The sequence below is a fragment of the Oleomonas cavernae genome (assembly GCF_003590945.1).
Taxonomy (GTDB): Bacteria; Pseudomonadota; Alphaproteobacteria; order Zavarziniales; family Zavarziniaceae; genus Zavarzinia; species Zavarzinia cavernae.
This window is the reverse complement of record NZ_QYUK01000011.1, coordinates 1,480,130-1,506,047: the sequence shown is the minus strand read 5'-3', so window position 1 is coordinate 1,506,047 and position 25,918 is coordinate 1,480,130. Positions and strand designations below refer to the sequence as shown.

22 protein-coding genes and 3 pseudogenes are annotated in these 25,918 nt (G+C 65.2%); 22 read left to right on the top strand and 3 right to left on the bottom strand.

Annotated elements, in window-relative coordinates:
* Nucleotides 1-46: 46 nt before the first annotated feature.
* The 17 genes and pseudogenes from D3874_RS10905 to D3874_RS10830 all read left to right on the top strand — a co-directional run.
* Nucleotides 47-514, top strand: a pseudogene (locus D3874_RS10905) (NuoB/complex I 20 kDa subunit family protein); the annotation flags it as partial.
* Nucleotides 515-523: 9 nt separating this feature from the next.
* Nucleotides 524-1,177, top strand: coding sequence for an NADH-quinone oxidoreductase subunit C (locus D3874_RS10900; RefSeq protein WP_119778105.1), 654 nt, complete (start codon nucleotides 524-526; stop codon nucleotides 1,175-1,177).
* Between the two features lie 7 nt (nucleotides 1,178-1,184).
* Nucleotides 1,185-2,363: an NADH-quinone oxidoreductase subunit D gene (locus D3874_RS10895; RefSeq protein ID WP_119778104.1), complete on the top strand. Its 1,179-nt coding sequence runs from the start codon at nucleotides 1,185-1,187 to the stop codon at nucleotides 2,361-2,363.
* A complete protein-coding gene (gene nuoE / locus D3874_RS10890; protein WP_119778103.1) occupies nucleotides 2,360-2,977 on the top strand; it encodes an NADH-quinone oxidoreductase subunit NuoE in 618 nt (205 codons plus the stop codon). The genes D3874_RS10895 and nuoE overlap by 4 nt, the downstream gene beginning before the upstream one ends.
* Nucleotides 2,978-2,982: 5 nt before the next feature.
* Complete coding sequence (gene nuoF, locus D3874_RS10885) at nucleotides 2,983-4,281, top strand: NADH-quinone oxidoreductase subunit NuoF (protein WP_119778102.1); 1,299 nt, start codon at nucleotides 2,983-2,985, stop codon at nucleotides 4,279-4,281.
* A 12-nt stretch (nucleotides 4,282-4,293) separates the two neighbouring features.
* A pseudogene (gene nuoG, locus D3874_RS10880) lies at nucleotides 4,294-6,356 on the top strand (NADH-quinone oxidoreductase subunit NuoG).
* Entirely contained in the window at nucleotides 6,349-6,504 is a 156-nt protein-coding gene (locus D3874_RS28500) for a hypothetical protein (protein WP_158595934.1), read from the top strand. The pseudogene nuoG and the gene D3874_RS28500 overlap by 8 nt, the downstream one beginning before the upstream one ends.
* A 33-nt stretch (nucleotides 6,505-6,537) precedes the next feature.
* Nucleotides 6,538-7,542 carry an NADH-quinone oxidoreductase subunit NuoH gene (gene nuoH, locus D3874_RS10875; RefSeq protein ID WP_119778101.1) on the top strand — a complete coding sequence of 335 codons (1,005 nt, stop codon included), beginning with the start codon at nucleotides 6,538-6,540 and terminating at the stop codon, nucleotides 7,540-7,542.
* An 11-nt stretch (nucleotides 7,543-7,553) separates the two neighbouring features.
* A complete protein-coding gene (gene nuoI / locus D3874_RS10870) occupies nucleotides 7,554-8,042 on the top strand; it encodes an NADH-quinone oxidoreductase subunit NuoI (protein ID WP_119778100.1) in 489 nt (162 codons plus the stop codon).
* Between the two features lie 12 nt (nucleotides 8,043-8,054).
* A complete protein-coding gene (locus tag D3874_RS10865; RefSeq protein WP_119778099.1) occupies nucleotides 8,055-8,669 on the top strand; it encodes an NADH-quinone oxidoreductase subunit J in 615 nt (204 codons plus the stop codon).
* Between the two features lie 2 nt (nucleotides 8,670-8,671).
* On the top strand, nucleotides 8,672-8,980 hold the full coding sequence (gene nuoK / locus D3874_RS10860; protein WP_119778098.1) for an NADH-quinone oxidoreductase subunit NuoK: 309 nt from the start codon (nucleotides 8,672-8,674) through the stop codon (nucleotides 8,978-8,980).
* Between the two features lie 4 nt (nucleotides 8,981-8,984).
* Complete coding sequence (gene nuoL, locus D3874_RS10855; protein WP_119778097.1) at nucleotides 8,985-10,964, top strand: NADH-quinone oxidoreductase subunit L; 1,980 nt, start codon at nucleotides 8,985-8,987, stop codon at nucleotides 10,962-10,964.
* Nucleotides 10,961-12,523, top strand: coding sequence for an NADH-quinone oxidoreductase subunit M (locus D3874_RS10850; protein ID WP_119778096.1), 1,563 nt, complete (start codon nucleotides 10,961-10,963; stop codon nucleotides 12,521-12,523). The genes nuoL and D3874_RS10850 overlap by 4 nt, the downstream gene beginning before the upstream one ends.
* Nucleotides 12,520-13,974 (top strand): NADH-quinone oxidoreductase subunit NuoN, encoded by a 1,455-nt coding sequence (nuoN, locus tag D3874_RS10845; protein ID WP_119778095.1) that lies wholly within the window; start codon nucleotides 12,520-12,522, stop codon nucleotides 13,972-13,974. Before D3874_RS10850 ends, nuoN begins: the two co-directional genes overlap by 4 nt.
* 3 nt (nucleotides 13,975-13,977) lie before the next feature.
* Entirely contained in the window at nucleotides 13,978-14,757 is a 780-nt protein-coding gene (locus tag D3874_RS10840; protein WP_119778094.1) for a biotin--[acetyl-CoA-carboxylase] ligase, read from the top strand.
* On the top strand, nucleotides 14,754-16,445 hold the full coding sequence (locus tag D3874_RS10835) for a ribonuclease J (protein ID WP_119778093.1): 1,692 nt from the start codon (nucleotides 14,754-14,756) through the stop codon (nucleotides 16,443-16,445). The genes D3874_RS10840 and D3874_RS10835 overlap by 4 nt, the downstream gene beginning before the upstream one ends.
* Before the next feature lie 176 nt (nucleotides 16,446-16,621).
* A complete protein-coding gene (locus D3874_RS10830) occupies nucleotides 16,622-16,882 on the top strand; it encodes a DUF1467 family protein (RefSeq protein WP_119778092.1) in 261 nt (86 codons plus the stop codon).
* Between the two features lie 45 nt (nucleotides 16,883-16,927).
* On the opposite strand, the gene D3874_RS10825 is transcribed toward D3874_RS10830, so the two are convergent.
* The gene (locus tag D3874_RS10825) at nucleotides 16,928-17,224 is read right to left on the bottom strand and encodes a hypothetical protein (protein WP_119782251.1); all 297 of its coding nucleotides are present in this window, start codon (nucleotides 17,222-17,224) and stop codon (nucleotides 16,928-16,930) included.
* A gap of 623 nt (nucleotides 17,225-17,847) precedes the next feature.
* On the opposite strand from D3874_RS10825, the gene proS reads away from it, so the two are divergent.
* The 5 genes and pseudogenes from proS to D3874_RS27945 all read left to right on the top strand — a co-directional run bounded on the left by proS (nucleotide 17,848) and on the right by D3874_RS27945 (nucleotide 25,144).
* Nucleotides 17,848-19,170, top strand: coding sequence for a proline--tRNA ligase (gene proS, locus D3874_RS10820; RefSeq protein WP_119778091.1), 1,323 nt, complete (start codon nucleotides 17,848-17,850; stop codon nucleotides 19,168-19,170).
* A gap of 17 nt (nucleotides 19,171-19,187) precedes the next feature.
* Entirely contained in the window at nucleotides 19,188-20,438 is a 1,251-nt protein-coding gene (locus D3874_RS10815) for a lipoprotein-releasing ABC transporter permease subunit (protein ID WP_119778090.1), read from the top strand.
* The gene (locus D3874_RS10810) at nucleotides 20,431-21,111 is read left to right on the top strand and encodes an ABC transporter ATP-binding protein (protein WP_119778089.1); all 681 of its coding nucleotides are present in this window, start codon (nucleotides 20,431-20,433) and stop codon (nucleotides 21,109-21,111) included. Before D3874_RS10815 ends, D3874_RS10810 begins: the two co-directional genes overlap by 8 nt.
* Nucleotides 21,112-21,247: 136 nt before the next feature.
* Nucleotides 21,248-24,759 (top strand): annotated as a pseudogene (gene dnaE / locus D3874_RS10805) (DNA polymerase III subunit alpha).
* A 139-nt stretch (nucleotides 24,760-24,898) separates the two neighbouring features.
* Nucleotides 24,899-25,144, top strand: coding sequence for a hypothetical protein (locus D3874_RS27945; RefSeq protein WP_147385620.1), 246 nt, complete (start codon nucleotides 24,899-24,901; stop codon nucleotides 25,142-25,144).
* A gap of 42 nt (nucleotides 25,145-25,186) precedes the next feature.
* On the opposite strand, the gene D3874_RS10800 is transcribed toward D3874_RS27945, so the two are convergent.
* Together D3874_RS10800 and D3874_RS10795 are read right to left on the bottom strand one after the other, a co-directional pair.
* On the bottom strand, nucleotides 25,187-25,606 hold the full coding sequence (locus D3874_RS10800; protein ID WP_119778088.1) for a putative toxin-antitoxin system toxin component, PIN family: 420 nt from the start codon (nucleotides 25,604-25,606) through the stop codon (nucleotides 25,187-25,189).
* A 2-nt stretch (nucleotides 25,607-25,608) separates the two neighbouring features.
* Nucleotides 25,609-25,857 (bottom strand): ribbon-helix-helix domain-containing protein, encoded by a 249-nt coding sequence (locus tag D3874_RS10795; RefSeq protein WP_119778087.1) that lies wholly within the window; start codon nucleotides 25,855-25,857, stop codon nucleotides 25,609-25,611.
* Nucleotides 25,858-25,918: the final 61 nt, after the last annotated feature.

Genomic DNA, 25,918 nt, shown 5'->3' with positions numbered 1-25,918 from the left:
TGGCTCGGTCGTCCCCGTCAAGGATCCGTTCTTCACCGACATTTCCGATGAATTGGCGGACAAGGGCTTCCTGGTCACCAACCTCGACAATCTGGTCAACTGGGCCCGTACCGGTTCGCTGTGGTGGATGACCTTCGGCTTGGCCTGCTGCGCGGTCGAGATGATGCACTCGTCGATGCCGCGCTATGACATGGAGCGCTTCGGCGTCGCCCCGCGGGCCAGCCCGCGCCAGTCCGACGTGATGATCGTCGCCGGCACCCTGACCAACAAGATGGCGCCCGCCATGCGCAAGGTCTACGACCAGATGTCGGAGCCGCGCTGGGTGATCTCGATGGGCAGCTGTGCCAACGGCGGCGGCTATTACCACTATTCCTATTCGGTGGTGCGCGGCTGCGACCGCATCGTGCCGGTCGACATCTACGTGCCGGGCTGTCCGCCCACGGCCGAAGCCCTGCTGTACGGCATTCTGCAATTGCAGAAGAAGATCCGCCGTACCGTAACCATCGCGCGGTGAGGGCAGGGGATGGCGCTCTATCCAAATGACACTGCTCTCGACGCGCTCAAGGCCCGTCTCGAGTCGCTGGTCGGCGGCACGCTGGGCCTGACCGGCGTGACCCTGGCGGTGGGCGAGGTCACGGCGACTGCGCAGGCATCGAAGATCATCGACCTGCTGCGCTTCCTGCGCGACGATGCCGACCTGAAGCTGGACCAGCTCGTCGACGTCTGCGGGGTCGATTACCCCGAGCGCGAGAAGCGCTTCGACGTCGTCTATCACCTGCTGTCGATGCGCAAGAACCTGCGCCTGCGGGTGAAGGTGCAGACCGACGAGGAGACGCCGGTCCCGTCCGCCACCGCGCTCTACCCGACTGCCGACTGGTTCGAGCGCGAGGCCTGGGATCTCTTCGGCATCTTCTTTGCCGATCACCCGGACCTGCGCCGCATCCTCACCGACTACGGTTTCGAAGGGCATCCGCTGCGCAAGGACTTCCCGCTGACCGGCTATGTCGAGCTGCGCTACGATGAAGAGCAGAAGCGCGTGGTCTACGAGCCGGTGAAGCTGACCCAGGAATTCCGCCGCTTCGACTTCATGAGCCCCTGGGAAGGGGCGAATTACATCCTGCCGGGTGACGAGAAGGCCGCGGCGCCGGCCCCTGCGGCCCCGGCCGCGAAGGCGTGAGAAGACCATGGCCGAAGTCGACATCAAGACCTACAGCCTGAACTTCGGGCCGCAGCACCCCGCGGCCCACGGCGTGCTGCGTCTCGTCATGGAACTCGACGGCGAGATGATCGAGCGCTGCGATCCGCATATCGGCCTGCTCCATCGCGGCACCGAGAAGCTGATCGAGCACAAGACCTATATGCAGGCCGTGCCCTATTTCGATCGCCTCGATTATGTCGCGCCGATGAACCAGGAACACGCCTTCTGCCTGGCCGCGGAAAAGCTGATCGGCTGCGCGATCCCGGAACGCGCGCAGTATCTGCGCGTGCTGTGGTGCGAGATCGGCCGCATCACCAACCATTTGATGAACACCATGTCCCACGGCATGGACGTCGGCGCGCTCACCCCTATCCTGTGGGGCTTCGAGGAGCGCGAGAAGCTGATGTGCTTCTACGAGCGGGTGTCGGGCGCGCGTCTCCATGCCGCCTATTTCCGCGTCGGCGGCGTGCACCAGGACATGCCGGCGGGCCTGGCCGAAGACATCATGGCCTGGACCGAGAGCTTCCCCAAGGTGCTCGACGACCTCGAGACCCTGATCGTCGGCAACCGCATCTTCAAGCAGCGCAACGTCGATATCGGTACCGTCTCGGCCGAGGATGCGATCGCCTGGGGCTTCACCGGCCCGATGCTGCGCGGTTCGGGCGTCGCCTGGGACCTGCGCAAGGCGCAACCCTACGACGGCTACGAGAAGTTCGACTTCGACGTGCCGGTCGGCCGTAATGGCGACAGTTACGACCGCTTCGTGCTGCGCTTCTACGAGATGCGCGAGTCGCTGAAGATCATCCGCCAGGCCATCAACACCATGCCCAAGGGCCCGGTGATGACCGAGGACGGCAAGGTGGCGCCGCCCAAGCGCGGCGACATGAAGCGCTCGATGGAAGCGCTGATTCATCACTTCAAGCTCTACACCGAAGGCTTCCACGTGCCGGCGGGCGAAGTCTATGCCGCGGTCGAGGCGCCCAAGGGCGAGTTCGCGGTCTACCTGGTCGCCGACGGCACCAACAAGCCCTATCGCTGCAAGATCCGCGCGCCGGCCTTCGCCCATTTGCAGGCCATGAATTTCATGGGTAAGGGGCACATGCTGGCGGATGCGCCGGCGATCATCGGCAGTCAGGATATCGTGTTCGGGGAGGTCGACCGTTGAGCGCAGGAGTGCAGCCCGCGGGGCCGTTCGAACAGCCGGCGAGCTTCGAGTTCACGGCGCAGAACAAGGCCCTGGCCGACATCATCATCGCGCGCTACCCGCAAGGCCGGCAGCAGAGCGCGATCGTGCCGCTGCTCGACATTGCGCAGCGGCAGGCGGGCGGCTGGCTGCCGCGCGCGGCGATCGAATATCTGGCCAAGCTGCTCGATATGGCGATCATCCGCGCCTATGAGGTGGTGACGTTCTACACGATGTTCAACCTCGCACCGGTCGGCAAGCACCTGGTGCAGGTGTGCACGACGACGCCGTGCTGGCTGCGCGGCTCCGACGACGTGCTGGCGGCCTGCAAGAAGCGGCTGGGCATCGAGGTCGGCCACACCACGGCGGACGGCCAGTTCAGCCTGATGGAAGTCGAATGCCTGGGCGCCTGCGTGAACGCGCCGATGGTCCAGGTGAACGACAGTTTCTATGAAGACCTGGACGCGGATTCGACCACGGCGCTGCTCGATGCGCTGGCCCGGGGCGAGAACCCGAAGATCGGGCCGCAGATCGATCGCCAGACGTCGTGTCCCGTGGGTGGTCCCACGACGCTGACCGACGTGGCCGGGGAGTAAGGCGGATGCTGAGCGACAAGGACCGCATCTTCACCAATCTCTACGGGTTTCACGATTCAGGCCTCAAGGGTGCCCAGGCGCGGGGCGACTGGGACGGCACGGCGGCGATCATCGCCAAGGGCCAGGACTGGATCATCAGTGAGATGAAGGCCAGCGGCCTGCGCGGCCGCGGCGGCGCCGGCTTCCCGACCGGCATGAAGTGGTCCTTCATGCCCAAGGTGTCGGACGGCCGGCCCAGCTACCTCGTGGTCAATGCCGACGAGTCCGAGCCCGGTACCTGCAAGGACCGTGACATCATGCGTCACGACCCGCACAAGCTGATCGAGGGCTGCCTGCTGGCCGGCTTCGCCATGCGCGCCGTGGCGGCCTATATCTATATCCGTGGCGAGTTCATCCAGGAGCGCTGGCGCCTGCAGGCGGCGGTCGACGAGGCCTATGCCGCGGGCCTGATCGGCAAGAACGCCGCCGGTTCCGGCTATGACTTCGACGTCTTCGTGCACCACGGTGCCGGCGCCTATATCTGCGGCGAGGAAACCGCCCTGATCCAGAGCCTGGAAGGCAAGAAGGGCCAGCCGCGCCTCAAGCCGCCGTTCCCGGCCAATGTCGGCGTCTGGGGCTGTCCCACCACCGTGAACAACGTCGAGTCGATCGCGGTGGCGCCGACCATCCTGCGCCGCGGCGGCGCTTGGTTCGCCGGCATCGGCCGGCCCAACAACACGGGCACCAAGGTCTTCTGCATTTCGGGCCACGTGAACAAGCCCTGCAATGTCGAAGAAGAGATGGGCATCCCCCTCAAGGAACTGATCGACAAGCATTGCGGCGGCGTGCGCGGCGGCTGGGACAACCTGCTGGCGGTGATCCCCGGCGGTTCCTCGGTGCCGATGCTGCCCAAGGCGATCTGCGACGACATGCTGATGGACTTCGACTCGTTGCGTGCCGCCCGTTCGGGCCTGGGCACCGCGGCGGTCATCGTCATGGACAAGTCGACCGACCTGATCAAGGCGATCGCCCGCCTGGCCAAGTTCTACAAGCACGAATCCTGCGGCCAGTGCACGCCTTGCCGCGAGGGCACGGGCTGGATGTGGCGGGTCATGGAACGCATGGCGATCGGCAAGGCCGAGCCCGAAGAGATCGATACCCTCCTCGAGGTGACGACCCAGGTGGAAGGCCACACGATCTGCGCCCTGGGCGATGCTGCGGCGTGGCCGATCCAGGGCCTGATCCGGCATTTCCGCCCGGTGATGGAACAGCGCATCGCGGACTACAAGGCGCGGAAAGTTACCCGCGCCCAGGCCGCGGAATGAGGTGACGACGCAATGCCCACCTTGACCGTTGACGGCAAGTCCGTCGAAGTGCCGGCCGGTGCCAATGTCTTGCAGGCCTGCGAAGCCGCGGGCGTCGAGATTCCGCGCTTTTGCTATCACGAACGCCTGTCGATCGCCGGCAACTGCCGCATGTGCCTGGTCGAACAGGAAAAAGCGCCCAAGCCGATCGCCTCCTGCGCCATGCCCGCCGCCGAAGGCATGGTGATCAAGACCAACACGCCCTTGGTGCGCAAGGCGCGCCGCGGGGTCATGGAATTCCTGCTGATCAACCACCCGCTGGATTGCCCGATCTGCGACCAGGGCGGCGAGTGCGACCTGCAGGACCAGGCCATGGCCTATGGCTTCGACCACAGCCGCTACCAGGAAAACAAGCGCGCGGTGGCCGAGAAGTACATGGGGCCGCTGATCAAGACGACGATGACACGGTGCATCCACTGCACCCGTTGCGTCCGCTTCGCCGAGGAAATCGCGGGTGCCGAGGAAATCGGCGCCATCGGCCGCGGCGAGAATATGGAAATCACCACCTATCTGGAACAGGCGGTGATGTCGAACCTGTCGGGCAATGTGATCGACCTGTGCCCGGTCGGCGCCCTGACCTCCAAGCCCTATGCCTTCACGGCCCGGCCGTGGGAGCTGAAGAAGACCGAGTCGGTCGACGTGCAGGATGCCCTGGGCAGCGCCATCCGCATCGACGCCCGCGGGGCCGAGGTGCTGCGCGTCCTGCCGCGCGTGAACGACGACGTCAACGAGGAGTGGATTTCCGACAAATCGCGCTTCGCCGTCGACGGCCTGCGCCGCCGCCGGCTGGACCGGCCCTACGTCCGCAAGGGCGGCAAGCTGCTGCCCGCGTCGTGGGACGAGGCCTTTGCCGCCATCGCCGAGCGCCTGGGCAAGCTGCCGGGGCCAAGATCGCGGCGATCGCCGGCGACCTGATGGATGCCGAGGCGATCAAGGCCTTGAAGGACCTGATGGGCGCCCTGGGCAGCCCGAACCTGGACTGCCGCCAGGACGGCGCCAAGCTCGACGCCGGCGCGCGCGCCTCGTACCTGTTCAATTCCGGGATCGCCGGCATCGATCAGGCCGATGCGATCCTGCTGGTCGGCACCGATCCCGGCACCGAGGCCGCCGTGCTGAACGCCCGTATCCGCAAGCGGTTCCTGCGCCGCGGCGTGAAGATCGCGGCGATCGGGCCCAAGGTCGACCTGACCTATGAACTCGAGTGGCTGGGCGAGGGGGCGGACACGCTCCAGGCCCTGGTGAATGGCGGCCATGCCTTTGCCGAGGTGATGAAGGCGGCCAAGAACCCGCTGATCATCGTCGGCCAGGGCGCGCTGACCCGTGCCGACGGCGCCGCGATCCTGGGGCTGCTGCACAGCCTCGCGGAAGCGACGGGCGTCGTGAAGGACGGCTGGAACGGCTTCAACGTGCTGCACACCGCGGCCTCGCGCGTGGCGGCCCTCGACCTGGGCTTCGTGCCGGGCGAGGGCGGCCGTGATGTCGCCGGTATCGTCGCCAGCGCCGCCGCCGGCGAGATCGAGGCGGTCTGGCTGCTGGGTGCTGACGAGATCGACACCACGGCCCTGGGCCATGCCTTCGTGATCTACCAGGGCAGCCACGGCGATGCCGGCGCTCACCGCGCCGACGTCATCCTGCCCGGTGCCGCCTACACGGAAAAGAACGGCACCTATCTCAATACCGAGGGCCGGGTGCAGCGGACCACGCGGGCGATCTTCCCGCCGGGCGATGCCCGCGAGGATTGGGCGATCATCCGCGCCCTGTCCGACCGCCTGGGCAAGAAGCTGCCCTACGACAGCCTGGTCGCCCTGCGCGCCAGGCTGGTCGAGGCGGTGCCGCATTTCGGCCGTGTCGACGCGGTGGCGTCGGCCGACTGGGCGGCGTTCGGCGCGGCCGGCCCGGTCGAGGCCTCGGCCTTCACCTATGCGGTCAGGGATTTCTACCTGACCAACCCGATCGCCCGCGCCTCGGCCACCATGGCCGAGTGTTCGGCGATCCATCACGGCCATTCTCACGAGGCGACGGGGACCCATGGTTAACCTGATTACCGAAGCGGTCCTGCCGCTGATTGCCCTGTCTGCCGAGGTGATGGGTGTGCTGCTGCCGCTGGTCATGGCCGCGATCGTGACCGTGGCGGCGCTGATCTGGCGCGAGATCGGTGCGAAATACGCGCCGGTCGGGGCGTAAGGCAGGAGCGGACCCCGTGTCGAGGCGAATGCCATGAACCAAATGCTGCTCGAGTTTCTGATCATCCTCGCGAAGATCTTCGCGATCGTCCTCCCGTTGCTGGTCGCCGTGGCCTTCACCACGCTGCTCGATCGCAAGGTCTGGGCGATGATGCAGTTGCGCCGCGGCCCCAACGTGGTCGGCCCCTTCGGCCTGCTGCAGCCCTTCGCCGACGGCCTGAAGCTGCTGTTCAAGGAAACCATCGTCCCGGCGGGCGCCAACAAGGGCGTGTTCCTGATCGCGCCGGTGCTCACCTTCACCCTGGCGCTGATCGCCTGGGCGGTGATCCCGTTCGGCGACGGCCTGGTGCTCGCCGACATCAATGTGGGTGTCTTGTACCTGTTCGCGATCTCGTCGCTGGGCGTCTACGGCATCATCATGGGCGGCTGGGCCTCCAATTCGAAATACCCGTTCCTGGGCGGCCTGCGCTCGGCGGCGCAAATGGTGTCCTACGAGGTCTCGATCGGTTTCGTCATCGTCAGCGTGCTGCTGTGCGTCGGCTCGCTGAATCTCAACGACATCGTCAAGGCGCAGGAGAACGTCTGGTTCGCCATTCCCCTGCTGCCGATGTTCGTGGTCTTCTTCATTTCGGCCCTGGCCGAGACCAACCGCCCCCCGTTCGACCTGCCGGAAGCGGAGTCGGAACTGGTGGCGGGCTACCAGATCGAATACTCGTCCATGGCCTTCGCCCTGTTCATGCTGGGCGAATACGGCAACATGATCCTGATGAGTGCCATGACCGCCGTGCTGTTCTTAGGGGGCTGGCAGCCGATCTCGCTGTTCGGCCTGCTCGACTGGATCCCGGGGCCGATCTGGTTCTTCGCCAAGACCTTCGTGGTGCTGTTCACCTTCTGCTGGGTCAAGGCGACCGTGCCGCGCTATCGCTACGACCAGTTGATGCGCCTGGGCTGGAAGGTGTTCCTGCCGTTCTCGCTGTTCTGGCTGGTGTTGACCGCCGGCGTCCTGGTCAGCTTCGGCTGGCTGCCAATCAAGGGCTAAGGAGAAGCTGCATGGCTTTCCTCGACCGTACTGCCCGGGCCTTCCTGCTGACCGAACTGGTCAGGGGAATGCTGCTGACCTTCAGCTATTCCTTCAAGAAGAAGGCGACGATCAACTACCCTTACGAAAAGGGCAGGCTCAGCCCGCGCTTCCGGGGCGAGCATGTGTTGCGCCGCTATCCCAACGGGGAAGAACGCTGCATCGCCTGCAAGCTGTGCGAGGCGATCTGCCCCGCCCAGGCCATCACCATCGAGGCCGAACCGCGGGACGACGGCAGCCGCCGCACCACCCGCTACGACATCGACATGACGAAGTGCATCTACTGCGGCTTCTGCCAGGAAGCCTGCCCGGTGGATGCCATCGTCGAGGGCCCGAACTTCGAGTTCGCGACCGAAACCCGCGAGGAGCTGATGTACAACAAGGAAAAGCTGCTCGCGAACGGCGACCGGTGGGAGCGCGAGATCGCGGCGAACCTCGCCGCCGACGCGCCTTACCGGTAAGGAGGCAGGTTCGTGACCCTTCAGACCCTCGTCTTCTACCTGTTCGCGTCGATCACCGTGGCCTCGGCCGTGATGGTGATCTCGTCGCGTAACCCGGTTCATTCCGTGCTGTTCCTGATCCTGGCCTTCTTCAACTCGGCGGGCCTGTTCCTGCTGCTGGGGGCCGAATTCCTGTCGATGATCCTGGTCATCGTCTATGTCGGCGCGGTCGCCGTGCTGTTCCTGTTCGTCGTCATGATGCTGGACGTCAACTTCGTCGAACTGCGCCAGGGCTTCCTGCAATACCTGCCGATCGGCGGGCTGGTCGGGCTGATCCTGCTGGTCGAACTGGTGATGGTGGTCGGCTCCTGGACCATCCTGCCCTCGGCGGCCGGGGTGGCGGCGGCGCGCGCACCCGAACTGGCCCAGATCACCAATACCGATGCCCTGGGCCGCATCCTCTATACCCAGTATCTGCTGCCGTTCCAGGCCTCGGGCGCGATCCTGCTGGTGGCCATGATCGGGGCGATCGTGCTGACCCTGCGCGACCGCCCGGGCGTGCGGCGCCAGGTCATCTCGACCCAGGTCAACCGCACCATGCAGACGGCCGTCGAGGTCAAGCAAGTCAAGCCGGGGCAGGGGATCTGACGATGGAGATCGGACTCGGTCACTACCTGACTGTCGCGGCGATCCTGTTCACCATCGGGGTGTTCGGCATCTTCCTGAACCGGAAGAACGTCATCATCATCCTGATGTCGATCGAACTGATGCTGCTGGCGGTGAACCTCAACCTCGTCGCCTTCTCCAGCTTCCTCCACGATCTGGCCGGTCAGGTCTTCGCCCTGATCATCCTGACCGTGGCCGCGGGCGAAGCGGCGATCGGCCTGGCCATCCTTGTCATCTACATCCGAAACCGCGGCTCGATCGCGGTCGAGGATATCAACCTCATGAAGGGCTGACGGGATGATCGCAGCCATCGTCTTCCTGCCCCTGCTGGGGGCCATCATCGTCGGCTTCTTCGGTCGCCGGCTCGGCAACCGCGGGGCGCAGGTCATCACCTCGGGCTTCCTCGTGGTCGCCGCGGTCCTGTCCTGGATCACCTTCTTCCAGGCGACCGGGCACGCCACGGACGAGCCGCTGAAGGTCCACCTCTTCACCTGGATGCTCTCGGGCTCGCTCGAGGTCGAGTGGGCGTTCCGCATCGATGCGCTGACCGCGGTGATGCTGGTCGTGGTCAATACGGTCTCGTCGCTGGTGCACATCTATTCGGCCGGCTACATGGAAGAGGATCCGCATATCCCGCGCTTCCAGGCCTATCTGTCGCTATTCACCTTCGCCATGCTGATGCTGGTGACCGCCGACAATTTCGTGCAGGTCTTCTTCGGCTGGGAAGGGGTGGGTCTCGCCTCCTACCTGCTGATCGGCTTCTGGTACAAGAAGCCCTCGGCCAATGCCGCCGCGATCAAGGCCTTCGTGGTCAACCGCGTGGGCGACTTCGGCTTTGCCCTGGGCATCTTCGCCATCTTCTTCGTCTTCAACTCGGTCTCGTTCGACACGGTGTTCGCGGCCGCGGCGGGCGAAACGGGCAAGACCTTCAACTTCCTCGGCTACGACGTCGATATTCTCACCACCATCTGCCTGCTGCTGTTCGTGGGCTGCATGGGCAAGTCGGCGCAGCTCGGCCTGCACACCTGGCTGCCGGATGCGATGGAAGGCCCGACCCCGGTCTCGGCCCTGATCCATGCCGCGACCATGGTGACTGCGGGCGTCTTCCTGGTCGCCCGCTGCTCGCCCCTGTTCGAACATGCGCCGGTGGCACTCGAGGTCGTCACCATCGTCGGGGCCTCGACCGCCTTCTTCGCGGCGACCGTCGGCCTGGTGCAGAACGACATCAAGCGCGTGATCGCCTATTCGACCTGTTCGCAGCTCGGCTACATGTTCTTCGCCGCCGGCGTCGGCGCCTACGAGGCGTCGATCTTCCACCTGTTCACCCATGCCTTCTTCAAGGCGCTGCTGTTCCTGGGCGCCGGCTCGGTCATCCATGCCATGCACCACGAGCAGGACATGCGCAACATGGGCGGGCTGTGGCGCCACATCAAGCTGACCTACGCCCTGATGTGGATCGGCAACCTGGCCCTGGCCGGCATCCCGCTGTTCGCCGGCTACTACTCCAAGGACACGATCCTCGAGGTTGCCTTCGCCGCGCATACCGGGGTGGGCACCTATGCCTATATCCTTGGGACGCTGGCGGCCATGATGACGGCCTTCTATTCCTGGCGCCTGCTGTTCATGACCTTCCACGGCGAAGCCCGCTGGGGCCATGGCCACGGCCATGGTGACCATGGCCACGGCGATCACGGCCATGCTCATACCCCGCACGAGAGCCCGCTGGTGATGACCATCCCGCTGATCGTGCTGGCGCTAGGCGCGGCGGCGGCCGGCATCATCTTCTTCGACGATTTCGTCGGCCATCACCGCGAGGCCTTCTGGGGCGGGGCGATCTTTGTCGCCGAGACCAACAAGGTCCTGGAAGAGGCGCACCACATTCCCGAATGGGCGGCGCTGCTGCCGCTGGTCCTCAGCGTCTTCGGCATCTTCCTGGCCTGGGTGTTCTACATCGCCAGGCCCAAGTGGCCGGCGGCGCTGGCCCAGACCCACAAGGAACTCTACGCGTTCCTGCTGAACAAGTGGTACTTCGACGAGCTCTACGACCTCCTCTTCGTGCGTCCGGCCAAGGCCATCGGCCGGCTGCTGTGGAAGGGTGGCGATGGCCGGATCATCGACGGGCTGGGGCCTGACGGCATCTCGGCGCGGGTGCTGGACATCGCCCGGCGGGCGGTCAAGCTGCAATCCGGCTTCGTCTATCACTATGCCTTCGCCATGCTGATCGGCGTGGCGGCTCTTGTTTCCTGGTATGTCTATCGGATAGGCGTGACGCCATGATCGCGGACCTGGCCCAGGGCTGGCCGATACTTTCGGTCATCACTTTCCTGCCGCTCGTCGGGGCGGCGCTGATCCTCCTCGTCCGGGGCGAGGGCGAGGCGGCGGAGCGCAATATCCGCACCATCGCCCTGCTGACCACGGTCGTGACCTTCCTGGTCTCGCTGGTGCTGTGGGCCGGGTTCGACAACGGCACGGCGGCGTTCCAGTTCGTCGAGAAGCACGCCTGGATCGGCGACTCGATCACCTACCACATGGGTGTCGACGGCATCTCGATCCTGTTCGTGCTGCTGACCACGTTCCTGATGCCGCTGTGCATCCTCGCCTCCGATGTCATCGACCGGCGGGTGAAGGAATACATGGTCGCGTTCCTGGTGCTCGAGACGCTGATGATCGGCGTGTTCTGCGCCCTCGACATGGTGCTGTTCTACCTGTTCTTCGAGGCCGGCCTGATCCCGATGTTCCTGATCATCGGCATCTGGGGCGGGGCGCGGCGCATCTACGCGACCTTCAAGTTCTTCCTGTTCACGCTGCTCGGCTCGGTCCTGATGCTGCTCGCGATCATCGCGATCTATCTGACCGCCGGCACCACCGACGTGCCCACCCTGATCGCTTATCCGTTTCCGGTCGGCATGCAGAATTGGCTGTGGCTGGCCTTCTTCGCCTCCTTCGCGGTGAAGGTGCCGATGTGGCCGGTGCATACCTGGTTGCCCGACGCCCACGTGGAGGCGCCGACGGCGGGTTCGGTGATCCTGGCCGGCGTGCTCTTGAAGATGGGCGGCTATGGTTTCATCCGGTTCTCGATCCCGATGTTCCCGGATGCCTCGGTCTATTTCACGCCGCTGATGTTCGGCCTGTCGATCGTCGCCATCATCTACACCTCGCTCGTGGCCCTCGTGCAGGAGGACATGAAGAAGCTGATCGCCTATTCGTCGGTCGCCCACATGGGCTTCATCACGATGGGCACGTTCACCTTCACCGAGCAGGGCCTGCAGGGGGCGATCATCCAGATGGTCAGCCATGGCATCGTCTCGGGCGCCTTGTTCTTGTGCGTGGGCGTGGTCTACGACCGCATGCACACGCGCGAGATCGCCCGTTACGGCGGCCTGGTGAACCGGATGCCGGTCTATGCCTTCGTCTTCATGCTGTTCACCATGGCGACCGTGGGCCTGCCGGGCACCTCGGGCTTCGTCGGCGAATTCATGATCCTGACCGGCACTTTCCGGGCCGACACGCTGGCCGCCTTCCTGGCGACCACGGGCCTGGTGCTGGGGGCGGCCTATTCGCTGTACCTCTATCGCCGGGTGATCTTCGGCGAACTGGTCCATGCCGACCTGCAGGATATCGTCGACCTCAATTGGCGCGAGAAGATCACCTTCCTGCCGCTGATGGTCACGGCGATCTGGATCGGCATTCACCCGACCTATTTCACCAGCGCGACCGATGTCTCGGTCCAGAACCTGATCACGAACGCCCGCGCCAAGATGGTGGCGGCTGCCCCGGCGACGCCGGCGGCGCCGGCCGCCGAACCGGCCGAGCCTCACGGGACGACGCAGCAATGACGCCGGAACTTTCGCGCGACCTTCTCCTGATCCTGCCGGAGTTGTTCCTGGCGGGCGGGGCCCTGGCGCTGCTCGTGCTGGGCGCCTATCGCCGCAACAGCGCGGGGCTGGTCGCTTTCGGCTCGGTCGTGCTGCTGCTGGCGGCGATCTACCTGGTGGCCTGCGGCACGGCCGGGGACAAGGCGTTCGGTTTCCACGACATGGTGGTGGTCGACGGTTTCGGCAGCTTCATGAAGGTGCTGGTGCTGATCGGCTCGGCCCTGGCCGTCCCGATGTCGCTCGACTTCATGCGCCGTGCCGGTGCTGAACGCTTCGAGTTTCCGGTCCTGATCGTGCTCGCCACGCTGGGCATGATGCTGATGATTTCGGCCAACGATCTCATCACCCTCTATGTCGGGCTCGAACTCCAGTCGCTGTCGCTCTATGTGCTCGCCGCCTTCATGCGCGACGATGCCCGCTCGACCGAGGCCGGCCTCAAATACTTCGTCCTGGGTGCCTTGTCGTCCGGCATGCTGCTTTACGGCGCCTCGCTGGTCTACGGCTTCTCGGGCACGACCAATTTCAACGACCTGGCCACCAGCTTCGCCCACACGGGCGAGCATGGGCCGGCCATCGGCCTGATCATCGGCATCGTGTTCATCGTCTCGGGGCTCGCCTTCAAGGTCTCGGCCGTGCCGTTCCACATGTGGACGCCCGACGTCTACGAGGGCGCGCCGACGCCGGTGACGGCCTTCTTCGCCGCCGCCGCCAAGGTCGCCGCCATGGCCCTGTTCCTGCGCGCCATGATCACGCCCTTCGGTGCCATCTCGGGCCAATGGCAGCAGATCATCGTCTTCGTCGCCATCGCCTCGATGCTGCTGGGCGCCTTTGCCGCCATCGGCCAGAGCAGCCTGAAGCGACTACTGGCCTACAGTTCGATCGGCCATGTCGGCTATGCCCTGGTGGGCCTGGCCGCCGGCACCGACCAGGGCATCCGCGGCGTCCTGGTCTATATGGCGATCTATCTGGTGATGACGCTCGGCACCTTCGGCTGCCTGCTGGTGATGCGCCGCAACGGCAAGCCGGTCGAGCGGATCGAGGAACTGTCGGGCCTTGCGCGCAGCCATCCGTGGCTTGCCTTCGTGCTGGCGGCCTTCATGTTCTCGCTGGCCGGCGTGCCGCCGCTGGCGGGCTTCTTCGCCAAATTCTATGTCTTCATCTCGGCGATCGAGTCCGGCCTGTTCGTGCTTGCCGTCATCGGCATGCTGGCCAGCGTGGTCGGCGCCTTCTACTATCTGCGGATCGTGAAGGTGATGTATTTCGATGCGCCGGCAGGGGTCCTCGAGACGCCGTTCCCGATGGCCTCGCGGTTGGTCGTTCTGGCCAGCGGCGTCTTGACCGTGCTCTATTTCGTGGCGCCGGGGCCGCTCGTCACCGCGGCGGGTGCCGCGGCGAAGACGCTGTTGCCCTGAGAGATGACAGGAACCGAGGGACCCGGTATCGCCGGCTGGCGGGTTGTCCACTTCGCCGAGATCGACTCGACGAACGAGGAAGCCCGCCGCCGTGCCGCGGCGGGCGACCCCGGTGACATCGCGCTGATTGCCGACCGGCAGACCGCCGGTCGCGGTCGCCGTGGCCGGCCCTGGGTCTCGTCGCAGGGCAATCTGTTCTTCAGCACCCTGCTGCGGCCCAGGACCGGGCCGGCCCGGGCGGCCGAACTCTCCTTCGCCACGGCCATCGCCCTGCACGAGGGCCTGGCCCAGGTAACCGGGCAGGGTGCGCGTTTCGCGCTGAAATGGCCCAACGACGTGCTGCTGGATGGGCGCAAGGTGGCGGGCATTCTGCTTGAATCCGCGACCGGCCATGATGGCGGGCTTGAATACCTGGTGATCGGCGCCGGGGTGAACCTCTACCATTTTCCGGGCGAAACGCCCTATCCGGCGACCTCGGTCGCCGCAACCCTGGGTCTTGATGTGGCTGCTGCCGATTTGTTGCGTGCAATTCTCCCGCGCCTGTCCTTCTGGATCGCCCAGTGGGAACGCGACGGTATCGCGCCGTTGCGCGAGGCGTGGCTTGCCCGCGCGGCCGGCCTGGGCGGGCGGGTTACCGTGCGCCTGTCCCACGAGACGATCGAGGGCACCTTTGCCGGGCTGGGACCCGAGGGCGCCCTGGACCTGAAACTCGACAACGGCACCAGGCGCGCGATTACGGCCGGCGATGTCTTCTTCGCCACCGCCGCCGGCACCCCCGCATGAGCAAGCGCGGCGCGACACCCCCGACACCCAAGCTGTTCACCCGTCGCCCCAAGGCCGATGAGCTTTTGTTCGTGCCGTTGGGCGGCTCGGGCGAGATCGGCATGAACCTCAATCTGTACGGCACCGCCGGCAAGTGGTTGATGCTGGACCTGGGCATGACCTTCGCCGACGAGCGCCAGCCGGGCATCGACCTGATCCTGCCCGACCCGACCTTCATCGAAGACCGGCGCGACGACCTGATCGCCATCGTGCTGACCCATGCCCACGAGGACCACATCGGCGCCGTGCCCTACCTGTGGTCGCGCCTGCAATGCCCGATCTATGCGACGCCCTTCACCGCGGCGCTGGTCCGGCGCAAGCTGGCCGAGGCGGGGCTGGAGCGCGAGGTCGAGCTGAACATCCTGCCCATGAACGGCAAGGTGGAACTGGGCCCCTTCGCCTGCGAACTGATCACCCTGACCCATTCGATCCCCGAGCCCAATGCGGTCGCCATCCACACCGGCTTCGGCACGGTGCTGCACACGGGCGACTGGAAGATCGATCCCGAACCCCTGGTCGGCGCCACCACCGACCGCAAGCGGCTGGAGGAACTGGGGACCAGCGGCGTGCTGGCCATGGTCTGCGATTCGACCAATGTCTTCTCGCCCGGCACCTCGGGCTCCGAGGCCGCCGTGCGGGAAAGCCTGATCGAACTGATCGGCCCGCTGGAGGGCAGGGTGGCCGTCACCACCTTTGCCTCCAACGTCGCCCGCATGTCGTCGATCGCCGTGGCCGCGGCCGAGGCCGACCGTCATCTGGTGCTGGTCGGCCGGTCGATGCACCGTGTCGTCGAGGCGGCCAAGGAAACCGGCTACCTGGCCGATTTCCCGCCCGTGCTGGGCGAGGACGAGGCCGGTTACCTGCCCAAGGACAAGGTGCTCTACATGTGCACGGGCAGCCAGGGCGAGCCGCGCGGCGCCATGGCCCGCATCGCCCGGGGCGAGCACCGCCACATCTCGCTGACGCGCGGTGATACCGCCATCTTCTCGTCCAAGATCATCCCGGGCAATGAATTGACGCTGGGCGACGTCCACAACCAGTTGGCCTCGGCCGGTGTCCAGGTCATTACCGAAAAAGGCAATTTCATCCACGTCTCGGGCCATCCCAATCGCGACGAACTGGCCGCCATGTATGCCTGGGTCCGGCCGCAGATCTCCGTGCCGGTGCATGGCGAGCCCCGGCATCTGGTCGAGCATGCCGCCTTCGCCAAGACGCTGCAGGTGCGCCACGCCCCGATCATCAAGAACGGCGATGTCCTGCGCCTGGCGCCCGGCGCCCCCGATATCATCGGCGAGGTCGAAGCCGGCCGCCTGGCGGTGGACGGCGACCTGATCGTGGAGGTCGACGATCCGGCGATCGTCGCGCGCCGCAAGATGGCCTTCGCCGGCCACATCGTGGTCACCCTGGTGGTCGATGCGAAGGGCAAGGCCGTGACCGAGCCCGAGGTGGTGATCGCGGGGCTTGCCGAGGAAGAGGACGGCGACCTTGCCGCCGAGATCGCCGAGGCGGTGAAGGCCGCCTTGCCGCGCGGGCGCACCGATATCGATTCCTTGACCGAAGCCGCCCGCCAGGCCGCCCGCCGCGCCGCCAACCGCATCACCGGCCGCAAGCCGGTCACCGACGTCCAGGTCATCCGCCTGCCGGGGTGACATTGCAGGACCAGGGTGCGTCCTTTGGATGGAAGCGCGTCATCCCCGCGAAGGCGGGGATCCACCGCCGGGGCGTACTGGAGCAGACCCGGTCTGTCACAGCAGTGGATCCCCGCCTTCGCGGGGATGACGTATCGATGTTTCAGCTTTTTGGAAAATTGATCTAGGTTCTGCCCATGACTCCGCTCGGCGCCATCGTCTTCTTTGCCATCGTCTGGTGGCTGGTGTTCTTCATGGTCCTGCCCTGGGGCGTGCGCAGCCATGAGGAAGCGGGTGTCGAGCGCGAGCCGGGCAGCCCGCACGGCATCCCCTATCGCCCGAACCTGAAGCGCAAGGCGCTGATCACGACGGGCATTACCCTGGTGCTGCTGGCGATCTTCTGGGTGGTCGTGGACTACGACCTGATCGGCTACCGCGCCTTCATGCAGCAGCCCTGAGCCGGCAAGCGGGCGAGGGCTTGGCCTCACCCGCCGCGATACCGGTCACTGGTGCAGCGTGTAGCTGCCCAGGGTGCATAGGTCGACGCCGCGCTCCTCGACCTTGTCGCCGTCCTTGAAGACCGAGAGCACATCGTAGGTGCATACGGTGCGGCCGTCGCCGACGGTAACCTGGATGGTGTTGCCGGCAGGAAGGAAGGCGCCGTTGAGCAGGTTTTCCTCCCAATTGCTGACGCCCACGGGTGACAGGTAGAATTCGACCAGATCGGAACTGGTCACGTTGTTCAGCGTGAATTCCAGATCTTCGGCGAAGGCGGGTGCCGCGGAAAGCAAAGCAACCATCGTCACGCTGCTGCGGAGCAACAAGCTAGCGCGCATATTTCCCTCATTTAATGCTGCTGCGGCGCATTATTGCGGCCGGCGGCCGTGCTTCTCAGGCACCTGGAATCTTTGCCATGGGCCAGCAATGAAGGCTATGAGCCTTTTCACTTAATGCTATTTTTTTACGCTGGATTTCGGCTGGGCAAGAATTGAGCCGCCCGAAACGACACAAGGCCCCGAAGGGCCTTGCGCACAACTCTGCACCATTTGACATCACCATTGACCGTTATTTTACGGCCTTGATTTCCTGGTGACGCTTCCTCCCTAAACTTGGGTGAGCCAACCGGCTCTCCTTTGCGCGATGGATGCTACTCAAGTCGCGCATGGGAGTCACGCATTTTCCACATGATTGCCATGATTTCGTGCAGCATGCCCGTTAAACAGGCTCAAGAGCGCAGAAACTCATGCTTTTGAGCATGCAAAAGGCGGCTTGATCTTAGACCAAAGTCGAACGAGGCGAAAGGTCGCGTCGCGGGCGGCAGACTTGGCATGGGGTCCAGAAAAGCCTGCCGATGGTGCGGCACGGGCGTTGCGTGCCCGCCCCGATTTCCCTACCTTCGCCGCCTGTCCAAAGAGAAGCCCCCATGCGCCTGTCCCGTTATTTCCTGCCCATTCTGCGTGAGAACCCGGCCGAAGCGCAGATCGTCTCGCACCGCCTGATGCTGCGCGCCGGCCTGGTGCGCCAGTCGGCTGCCGGCATCTATTCCTGGCTGCCGCTGGGCCTGAAGGTCCTGCGCAACATCGAGCGCATCGTGCGTGAGGAGCAGGATGGTGCGGGCGCCATCGAACTATTGATGCCGACGATCCAGTCGGCCGACCTGTGGCGCGAGTCCGGCCGCTACGAGGCTTACGGCAAGGAGATGCTGCGCATCACCGACCGCCACGAGCGCGACATGCTGTTCGGGCCCACCAACGAGGAATTGATCACCGCGATCGTGCGCGACAGCATCAAGTCCTACCGCGACCTGCCGCGGAACCTCTATCACATCCAGTGGAAATTCCGCGACGAGGTGCGCCCGCGCTTCGGCGTGATGCGTGGCCGCGAATTCCTGATGAAGGATGCCTATTCCTTCGACATCGACAAGGACGCGGCGCGCCGCGCCTATGAGAAGATGTTCGTCGCCTATCTGCGCACCTATGCGCGGTTGGGCCTGAAGGCGATCCCCATGGCGGCCGATACCGGCCCGATCGGCGGCGATCTGTCCCACGAGTTCATCATCCTGGCTGAGACCGGCGAAAGCGCCGTGTTCTGCCACGGCGACCTGATCGACCAGGATATCCTGGGCGAGACGATCGACTTCGAGGGCGATTTGAAGCCCCTGATCGAGCGCTGGACCGGGCTTTACGCCGCGACCGACGAGAAGCACGACGCCGCCCGTTTCGAGGCGGAAGTGCCGGCCGACAAGCGCCTGTCGGCGCGCGGCATCGAGGTCGGCCACATCTTCTATTTCGGTACCAAGTATTCCAAGCCCATGGGCGCCGTGGTGACAGGCCCCAACGGCGAGACCATCGAGCTGGAAATGGGTTCCTACGGCATCGGCGTGTCGCGCCTGGTGGGCGCCATCATCGAGGCCAGCCATGACGACGCCGGCATCATCTGGCCGGCCAGCGTGGCACCGTTCAAGGTCGGCATCGTCAACCTGAAGGCGGGCGATGCCGCGGTCGACGCCGCCTGCGAGAAAATCTATGCCGGCCTCGAATCCGCCGGAATCGATGTGCTCTATGACGATACTGATGAACGGGCCGGATCGAAGTTCGCCACCATGGATCTGATCGGACTGCCCTGGCAGGTGCATGTCGGGCCGCGCGGCCTCGCCAAGGGCATCGTCGAGCTGAAGAACCGCAAGACCGGCGAGCGCAGCGAACTGGCCCTCGACGCCGTCGTCGCGACCCTGACCGCCGCCTGAGCGGCTGGGAGAGAAGGATGTTTGGCCGCTTTGAACTGATGCTTGCCGGGCGTTACCTGCGCGCAAGGCGAGAGGAAGGCTCGATTTCCGTCATCGCCTGGCTGACGCTGCTGGGCATTACCATCGGCATCGCCGCGCTGATCATCGTGATGGCGGTGATGAACGGTTTCCGCGCCGACCTGATGGAGCGGATCCTGGGCGTCAACGGCCATGTGATAGTCCAGGCGCAGTTCGGACCGGTTCAGGATTACGTGGCGCTGGCCCGCAAGTTCGAGACCGTTTCCGATGTGGTCACGGCCATGCCCATGGTCGAGGCGCAGGTGATGGTCACGTTTCGGGGCCAGGCCGGCGGCGGACTGGTACGGGGCCTGTCGCGCGAGGATCTGGCGCGGATGCCCCTGGTCGCCAAGAATATCACCGGCGGTTCGCTCGACGCATTGGTTGGTGACGATGTCGTCATGATCGGCAACCGCATGGCCGAACGCCTGGGCGTCGCGGTCGGCGACAGCGTCACCATCCTGTCGCCGACCGGCACGGCCACCGTGGTCGGCACCACGCCGCGCCTGAAGGCCTACCGCGTCGCGGCCCTGTTCAGCCTAGGCATGGCGGAATATGACTCGACCTTCATTTTCATGCCGATCGATGCGGCCCGCGCCTTCTTCCGCACGGGCGAGGGGGTCAGCGCCATCGAGGTGATGCTGCGCGATCCTGATAGCGCGCCGCTCGTGGCCCGCCAGTTGACCCAGATGGCCGACGCCGGCAAGCCGCTGCGCTCAGTAACCTGGCAGGTAACAAATTCTACCTTCTTCGGGGCCCTGGCGGTCGAGCGCAACGTGATGTTCATCATCCTGACCCTGATCATGCTGGTCGCGTCCCTCAACATCATTTCGTCGCTGATCATGCTGGTGAAGGACAAGGGCAGGGGCATCGCCATTCTGCGCACCATGGGCGCCAGCCGCGGCTCGATCATGCGGGTGTTCATGATCGCGGGCGCGTCGATCGGCGTCATCGGCGTGCTGGGCGGCTTCCTCCTGGGTGTCGTCTTCTGCGACAACATCGAATCGATCCGCCAATTGCTGCAGAACCTGACAGGCGCGCGCCTGTTTCCTGACGAGATCTATTTCCTCTCCAAGATCCCGGCGAAGATGGAAGTGGGCGAAACCGCGACGGTTGTCGTGGTCGGGCTGATCATGTCGTTCCTCGCCACGCTCTATCCCTCCTGGCGGGCGGCTCGGCTCGACCCGGTGGAGGCGCTGCGCCATGAGTGAGGCCAGCCTGAAGCTCGACGGGATTACCCGGACCTTCATCCAGGGCGCGGCGAAGCTGGACGTATTGCGCGGGGTGGATTTCGAGATCCATCCCGGCGAGATCGTCGCGCTGGTCGGCCCGTCCGGCACCGGCAAATCCACACTGCTGCACATCGCCGGCCTGCTGGAGAAACCCACCAAGGGGCGCGTGCTGATCGGCGGGCAATCCGCCGGCGACCTGTCGGACAGCGTGCGCACCCGCCTGCGCCGCGAGCATCTGGGCTTCGTCTACCAGTCGCATCACCTGCTGCCGGAATTCAGCGCGGCCGAGAATGTCATGCTGCCGCAGATGGTGGCGGGCGTGCCCAAGGCGGCGGCGCACGAGCGGGCACTGACCCTGCTGGCCCAGGTCGGCTTGGGCGAACGGGCCAGCCATCGACCGCCCAAGCTGTCGGGCGGCGAGCAGCAGCGTGTCGCGATCGTCCGCGCCCTGGCCAACAGGCCCAAGGTGCTGCTGGCGGATGAGCCGACCGGCAATCTCGACGAGCGCACGGCGGCCCTGGTGTTCGACGAGTTGCTGCGCCTGGTGCGCGACTTCGGCCTGTCGGCGATGATTGCGACCCATAACCCGGCCCTCGCCGCGCGCATGGACCGGACGGTCGCCCTGCACGAGGGCCGATTGGTTCCCGCTTAACCTCGGCCGCCGACTCGCTCACTATCTCTTTGTCGTCATTCCGGCGAAGGCCGGAATCCATTTATCCGCCGCGCACTGGTCGACGATGGATTCCGGCCTTCGCCGGAATGACAGTTCCAGAGCAAGGTCTTGACCCATGCCCCATGCCGGTTTCGTGCACCTGCACGTTCACACCGCCTATTCGCTGTCGGAAGGGGCGATTCCGGTCAAGAAGCTGATCGACTATGCCGCCAAGGCCAGGATGCCGGCGATCGCGGTCACCGATACCAACAACCTGTTCGGCGCGGTCGAATTCGCCGAGGGCGCGGTGAAAGCGGGGCTGCAGCCGATCATGGGCTTGCAACTGTCGATCGCCCCGCCCGGCGCCAGCGAGCGCCAGGGCCGCCGGCCCGACCCGGACCCGATCGTGCTGCTGGCCCAGGATGCCCGGGGCTGGGCCAACATGATGGCGCTGTCGAGCGACGCCTTCATCGATGCCGAGCCCGGCCGCCCGCCGGAAGTGACCCTCGATCGCCTGGCCGAGCGTGCGCAGGGCCTGATCTGCCTGACCGGCGGGGCCAAGGGCCCATCGGCCGCATGCTCTACGAGGGCCAGGGCGAGGTTGCCCGCGACCTGCTGGCCCGCTTCGAGGCCATGTTCCCCGGCCGCCTCTATATCGAGCTGCAGCGCCACGGCCTGGACGAGGAGGAGGCGACCGAGGGGCCGCTGATCGATCTCGCCTATGCCCGCGGCATCCCCCTGGTCGCGACCAACGACTGCTATTTCGCCGACGAGGCGACCTATCCCGCCCACGACGCCCTGCTGTGCATCGCCGAGGGTTCCACCGTGGGCAACGAGGAGCGCCGGCACCTGACGCCCGAGCACCGCTTCCGCTCGGCCGACGAGATGCGCGCCCTGTTCGCCGACCTGCCCGAGGCGCTGGACAACACCCTGGTGATCGCCAGGCGCTGCGCCGTGCGCGCCCGCACCCGCGCGCCGATCCTGCCGCCGTTCCCCAGTGCCAACGGCCATGACGAGGAGACGGAACTGCGGCGCATGGCCAAGCAAGGCCTGGAGATGCGCCTGAAACGGCATGTGTTGCCCAAGGACGCTGATGAGGCGACGCGCGAGAAAATCGCGCTACCCTATTGGGAACGCCTGGAGTTCGAGCTCAACGTCATCGTGAAGATGAAGTTTCCCGGCTACTTCCTGATCGTTGCCGACTTCATCCAATGGGCCAAGCGCCACGACATCCCCGTGGGGCCGGGCCGCGGTTCGGGCGCCGGCTCGGTCGTTGCCTGGGCCTTGCAGATCACCGACCTGGATCCCCTGCGCTTCGGCCTGCTGTTCGAACGCTTCCTGAATCCTGAGCGCGTGTCGATGCCCGACTTCGACATCGACTTCTGCCAGGACAAGCGCGACCGCGTGATCCACTACGTGGTCGACAAATACGGGGCCGAGCGGGTGGCCCAGATCATCACCTTCGGCAAGCTGCAGGCCCGCGCGGTGATGCGCGACGTCGGCCGCGTGCTGGAAATGCCGCTGGGCCAGGTCGACAAGCTGGCCAAGATGGTGCCCAACAACCCGGCCAACCCGGTGACCCTGGAACAGGCCATCGAGATGGAGCCGCGCCTGCAAGAGGCGCGGCGCGAGGACGAGACGGTGAAGCGCCTGATCGACATCGCGCTGAAGCTCGAAGGCCTCTACCGTCACGCCTCGACCCATGCCGCCGGCGTGGTGATCGGCGACCGGCCGCTGGTCGAGCTGATCCCGCTCTACCGCGATCCGCGCTCCTCGATGCTGGTGACCCAGTACAACATGAAGTGGGTGGAGCCGGCGGGGCTGGTGAAGTTCGATTTCTTGGGGCTGAAGACGCTGACCGTGCTGGACCTGGCGGTGAAGCTGATCGCCAAGCGGGGCATCGAGATCGACCTTTCGGCCCTGGCGCTCGAAGATGTGCCCAGTTACGAGATGATGGCCAGGGGCGAGACGGTCGGCGTGTTCCAGCTTGAATCGTCGGGCATGCGCGATGCGCTCAAAAAGCTGAAACCCGACTGTTTCGAAGACATCGTGGCCATGGTGGCGCTGTACCGCCCCGGCCCGATGGACAACATCCCCAAGTACATCGCCTGCAAGCACGGGCAGGAGAAGCCCGACTATCTGCACCCCACCCTGGAAGGCGTGCTGAAGGAGACCTACGGCGTCATCATCTACCAGGAACAGGTGATGCAGATCGCCCAGATCCTGGCCGGTTACAGTCTGGGCGAGGCCGACCTGCTGCGCCGGGCCATGGGCAAGAAGATCAAGGAGGAGATGGACCAGCAGCGCGTCCGCTTCGTGGAAGGGGCGCAGGCGCGCGGCGTTGCGCCCAAGAAGGCCGACGAGATCTTCGACCTCGTCAACAAGTTCGCCGGCTACGGCTTCAACAAGAGCCACGCGGTCGCCTATGCCCTGGTCGCCTATCACACGGCCTATCTCAAGGCCAATTTCCCCGTGGAATTCCTGGCCGCGTCGATGACCCTCGACATGGCCAACACCGACAAGCTGAACGTCTTCCGCCAGGAACTGGGGCGGATGCAGATCCCCCTGCTTCAGCCCGACATCAACCGCTCCGACGCCGATTTCGCGGTCGAGGACAAGGACGGCAAGGGCTGTGTGCGCTATGCCCTGGCCGCGATCAAGATCATCGGCCGCGACGCGATCGAGAAGGTCCTGGCCGAGCGCGAGGCCGCGGGCCCGTTCAAGACCATGGCGGATTTCGCCGGCCGGCTGGACCCCAAGTGGCTGAACCGCCGGCAGATCGAGAACCTGGCCAAGGCCGGCGCCTTCGACCAGTTGGAGCGTAATCGGGCCAAGGTTCTCCAAGGCGCCGAATCGATCGTGCGCCATGCCGACGTCGCCACCCGCGACCGCGCCAGCCAGCAGGAAAGCCTGTTCGGCGGGGGCGGCGGGGCCGCGGCGCCGGCCGATACCCTGGCCCTGCCCGAGGTGCCGCCCTGGACGGCCATGGACCAGTCCGCCCACGAGTTCGACGCCATCGGCTTCTACCTCTCGGCCCATCCCATGGACGGCTATGGCAAGTCACTGGATCGCTTAGGCGTGACCAAGCTGATCCAGGTGGAACGGCGCATCGCCGGCGGCCAGACCAAGGTCGACCAGACGGAACGGCGCCGGCCCACGGGCACCAAGCTGCGCCTGGCCGGCATCGTCCTCTCGCGCCAGGAAAAGGTCGCCAAGAGCGGCAACCGCTTCGCCTTCCTGAAACTGACCGACCAGACCGGCGTGGTGGAACTCACTGTGTTCTCTGAGGTGCTGGTCATGACCCGGCCCCTGCTGGAGCCCGGCACCGCGGTGCTGGTCGATGTCGACGGCTATATCGACAACGACATGGTCCGCCTGACCACCTTGGCGATCCAATCCCTCGACCAGGTCGTCGCCAACAGCGCCGCCGGCCTGCGCGTCTACTTGAGCGATCCCAAGGCGATCGACGGCCTCAAGAGCGTCCTGGCCAAGACGCCGAAGGGCAAGGGCCGGGTCGCGGTGGTGCTGGACTTCGAGGAGGAGGGCAGGGAATTGGAGTTCGAACTGCCCGAGCGGTTTGCGGTCAGCCCCACCGTGTTGCAGAATTTCAAGGCGACGGTGGGCGTGGCGAGTGTGACGGAGTTGTGAGGGGCGAGGCGGGGGGCGGCTGGCGTCCTGAGTTCAGTATTGTGTCCCCCGAGTTCCGTGTCCCCCGAGTTCCACCAGCGAGGTGCCTTAGATGTTGCGTAAAAGAATTATAGCAATTCTCTTACGCGTGGTGACAACCGTGGCGGTGAGTACCTGGCTCTATCACACGCATTTGCTGAATGTCTTTTTTCACTATCCGCAACAGCCTGACCCTGGCGCAGGAAGGATAGTTGCGTTTTCTGTCAAGCAGGTTACGGTCTACATAACAGTGGAAGATGGTCACACGCTGACACTACTTCTTTACGCCGACATTGTTTTGGGGGCTGCAATTTTCGTTCTTTTAATGATGGGCGGAAAAAATTGGCCAAAAGAAGGGCAGAAATAAGGGTGGTTTTCGGCGTCGCGGAAGATCTCAAGCTGCGGTAGCTCAAGGCAGTCGCCGGTGCATGGCGAGGAAGTCGCGCACCGTGACGATGCGGGTGCCTTCGTGGTGCTGCATGCCGAGAAGGTCGCGCTTGTCGCCCGTGATGAGGAAATCGGCCTCGCCGGCGATGGCCATCGCCAACAGGTAATTGTCATGCGGGTCGGCGCAGGCCGTGACGGTGGGGAGATCCTTCAGTTCGATGGCCAGTGCGCGCACTTCGTTGACGAGCCGCCCGGCCAGCGCCGGCGCGAGGCGTGCCCGGATCTTCGGGTAGCGGGTGACACGCCTCAACTCGTCGATCTGCTCGGCTGAGGTCAGCAGATCGAACCAGCCTTCCCGCCACAGCATGACCAGGTGCGCGGGCAGCGAGGTGCCCGCCAGCAACGCGCTCACCAGGATATTGGTATCGAGAACCAGGCGCACCTTTACCGCGTCTGCGGTGCGCGCGTCGCAGCCACGGCCTCATCGAGCAGGGCTTGCAGCTCGTCGGCCGGCAGGTCGGCAAATTTGCTGCGGGCCTCGGTCAGGCTTTGATCGAGCACGCGCCATTTCACAGCCTCCTCGATGAACTTCGAGAGGTCGCCCTTCTTGCCGCCGCGCTGCGCGATGAAGCTGCGCACGGCAATGTCGGTTTCTTTGGACACGGAGACGGTCCAGCGCGCGGTGTCAGCCATGGCAGGCTCCCGGATAGTTTGTTTGAGTATATGAACATAAGATGATAAGCGCTTATGTGCA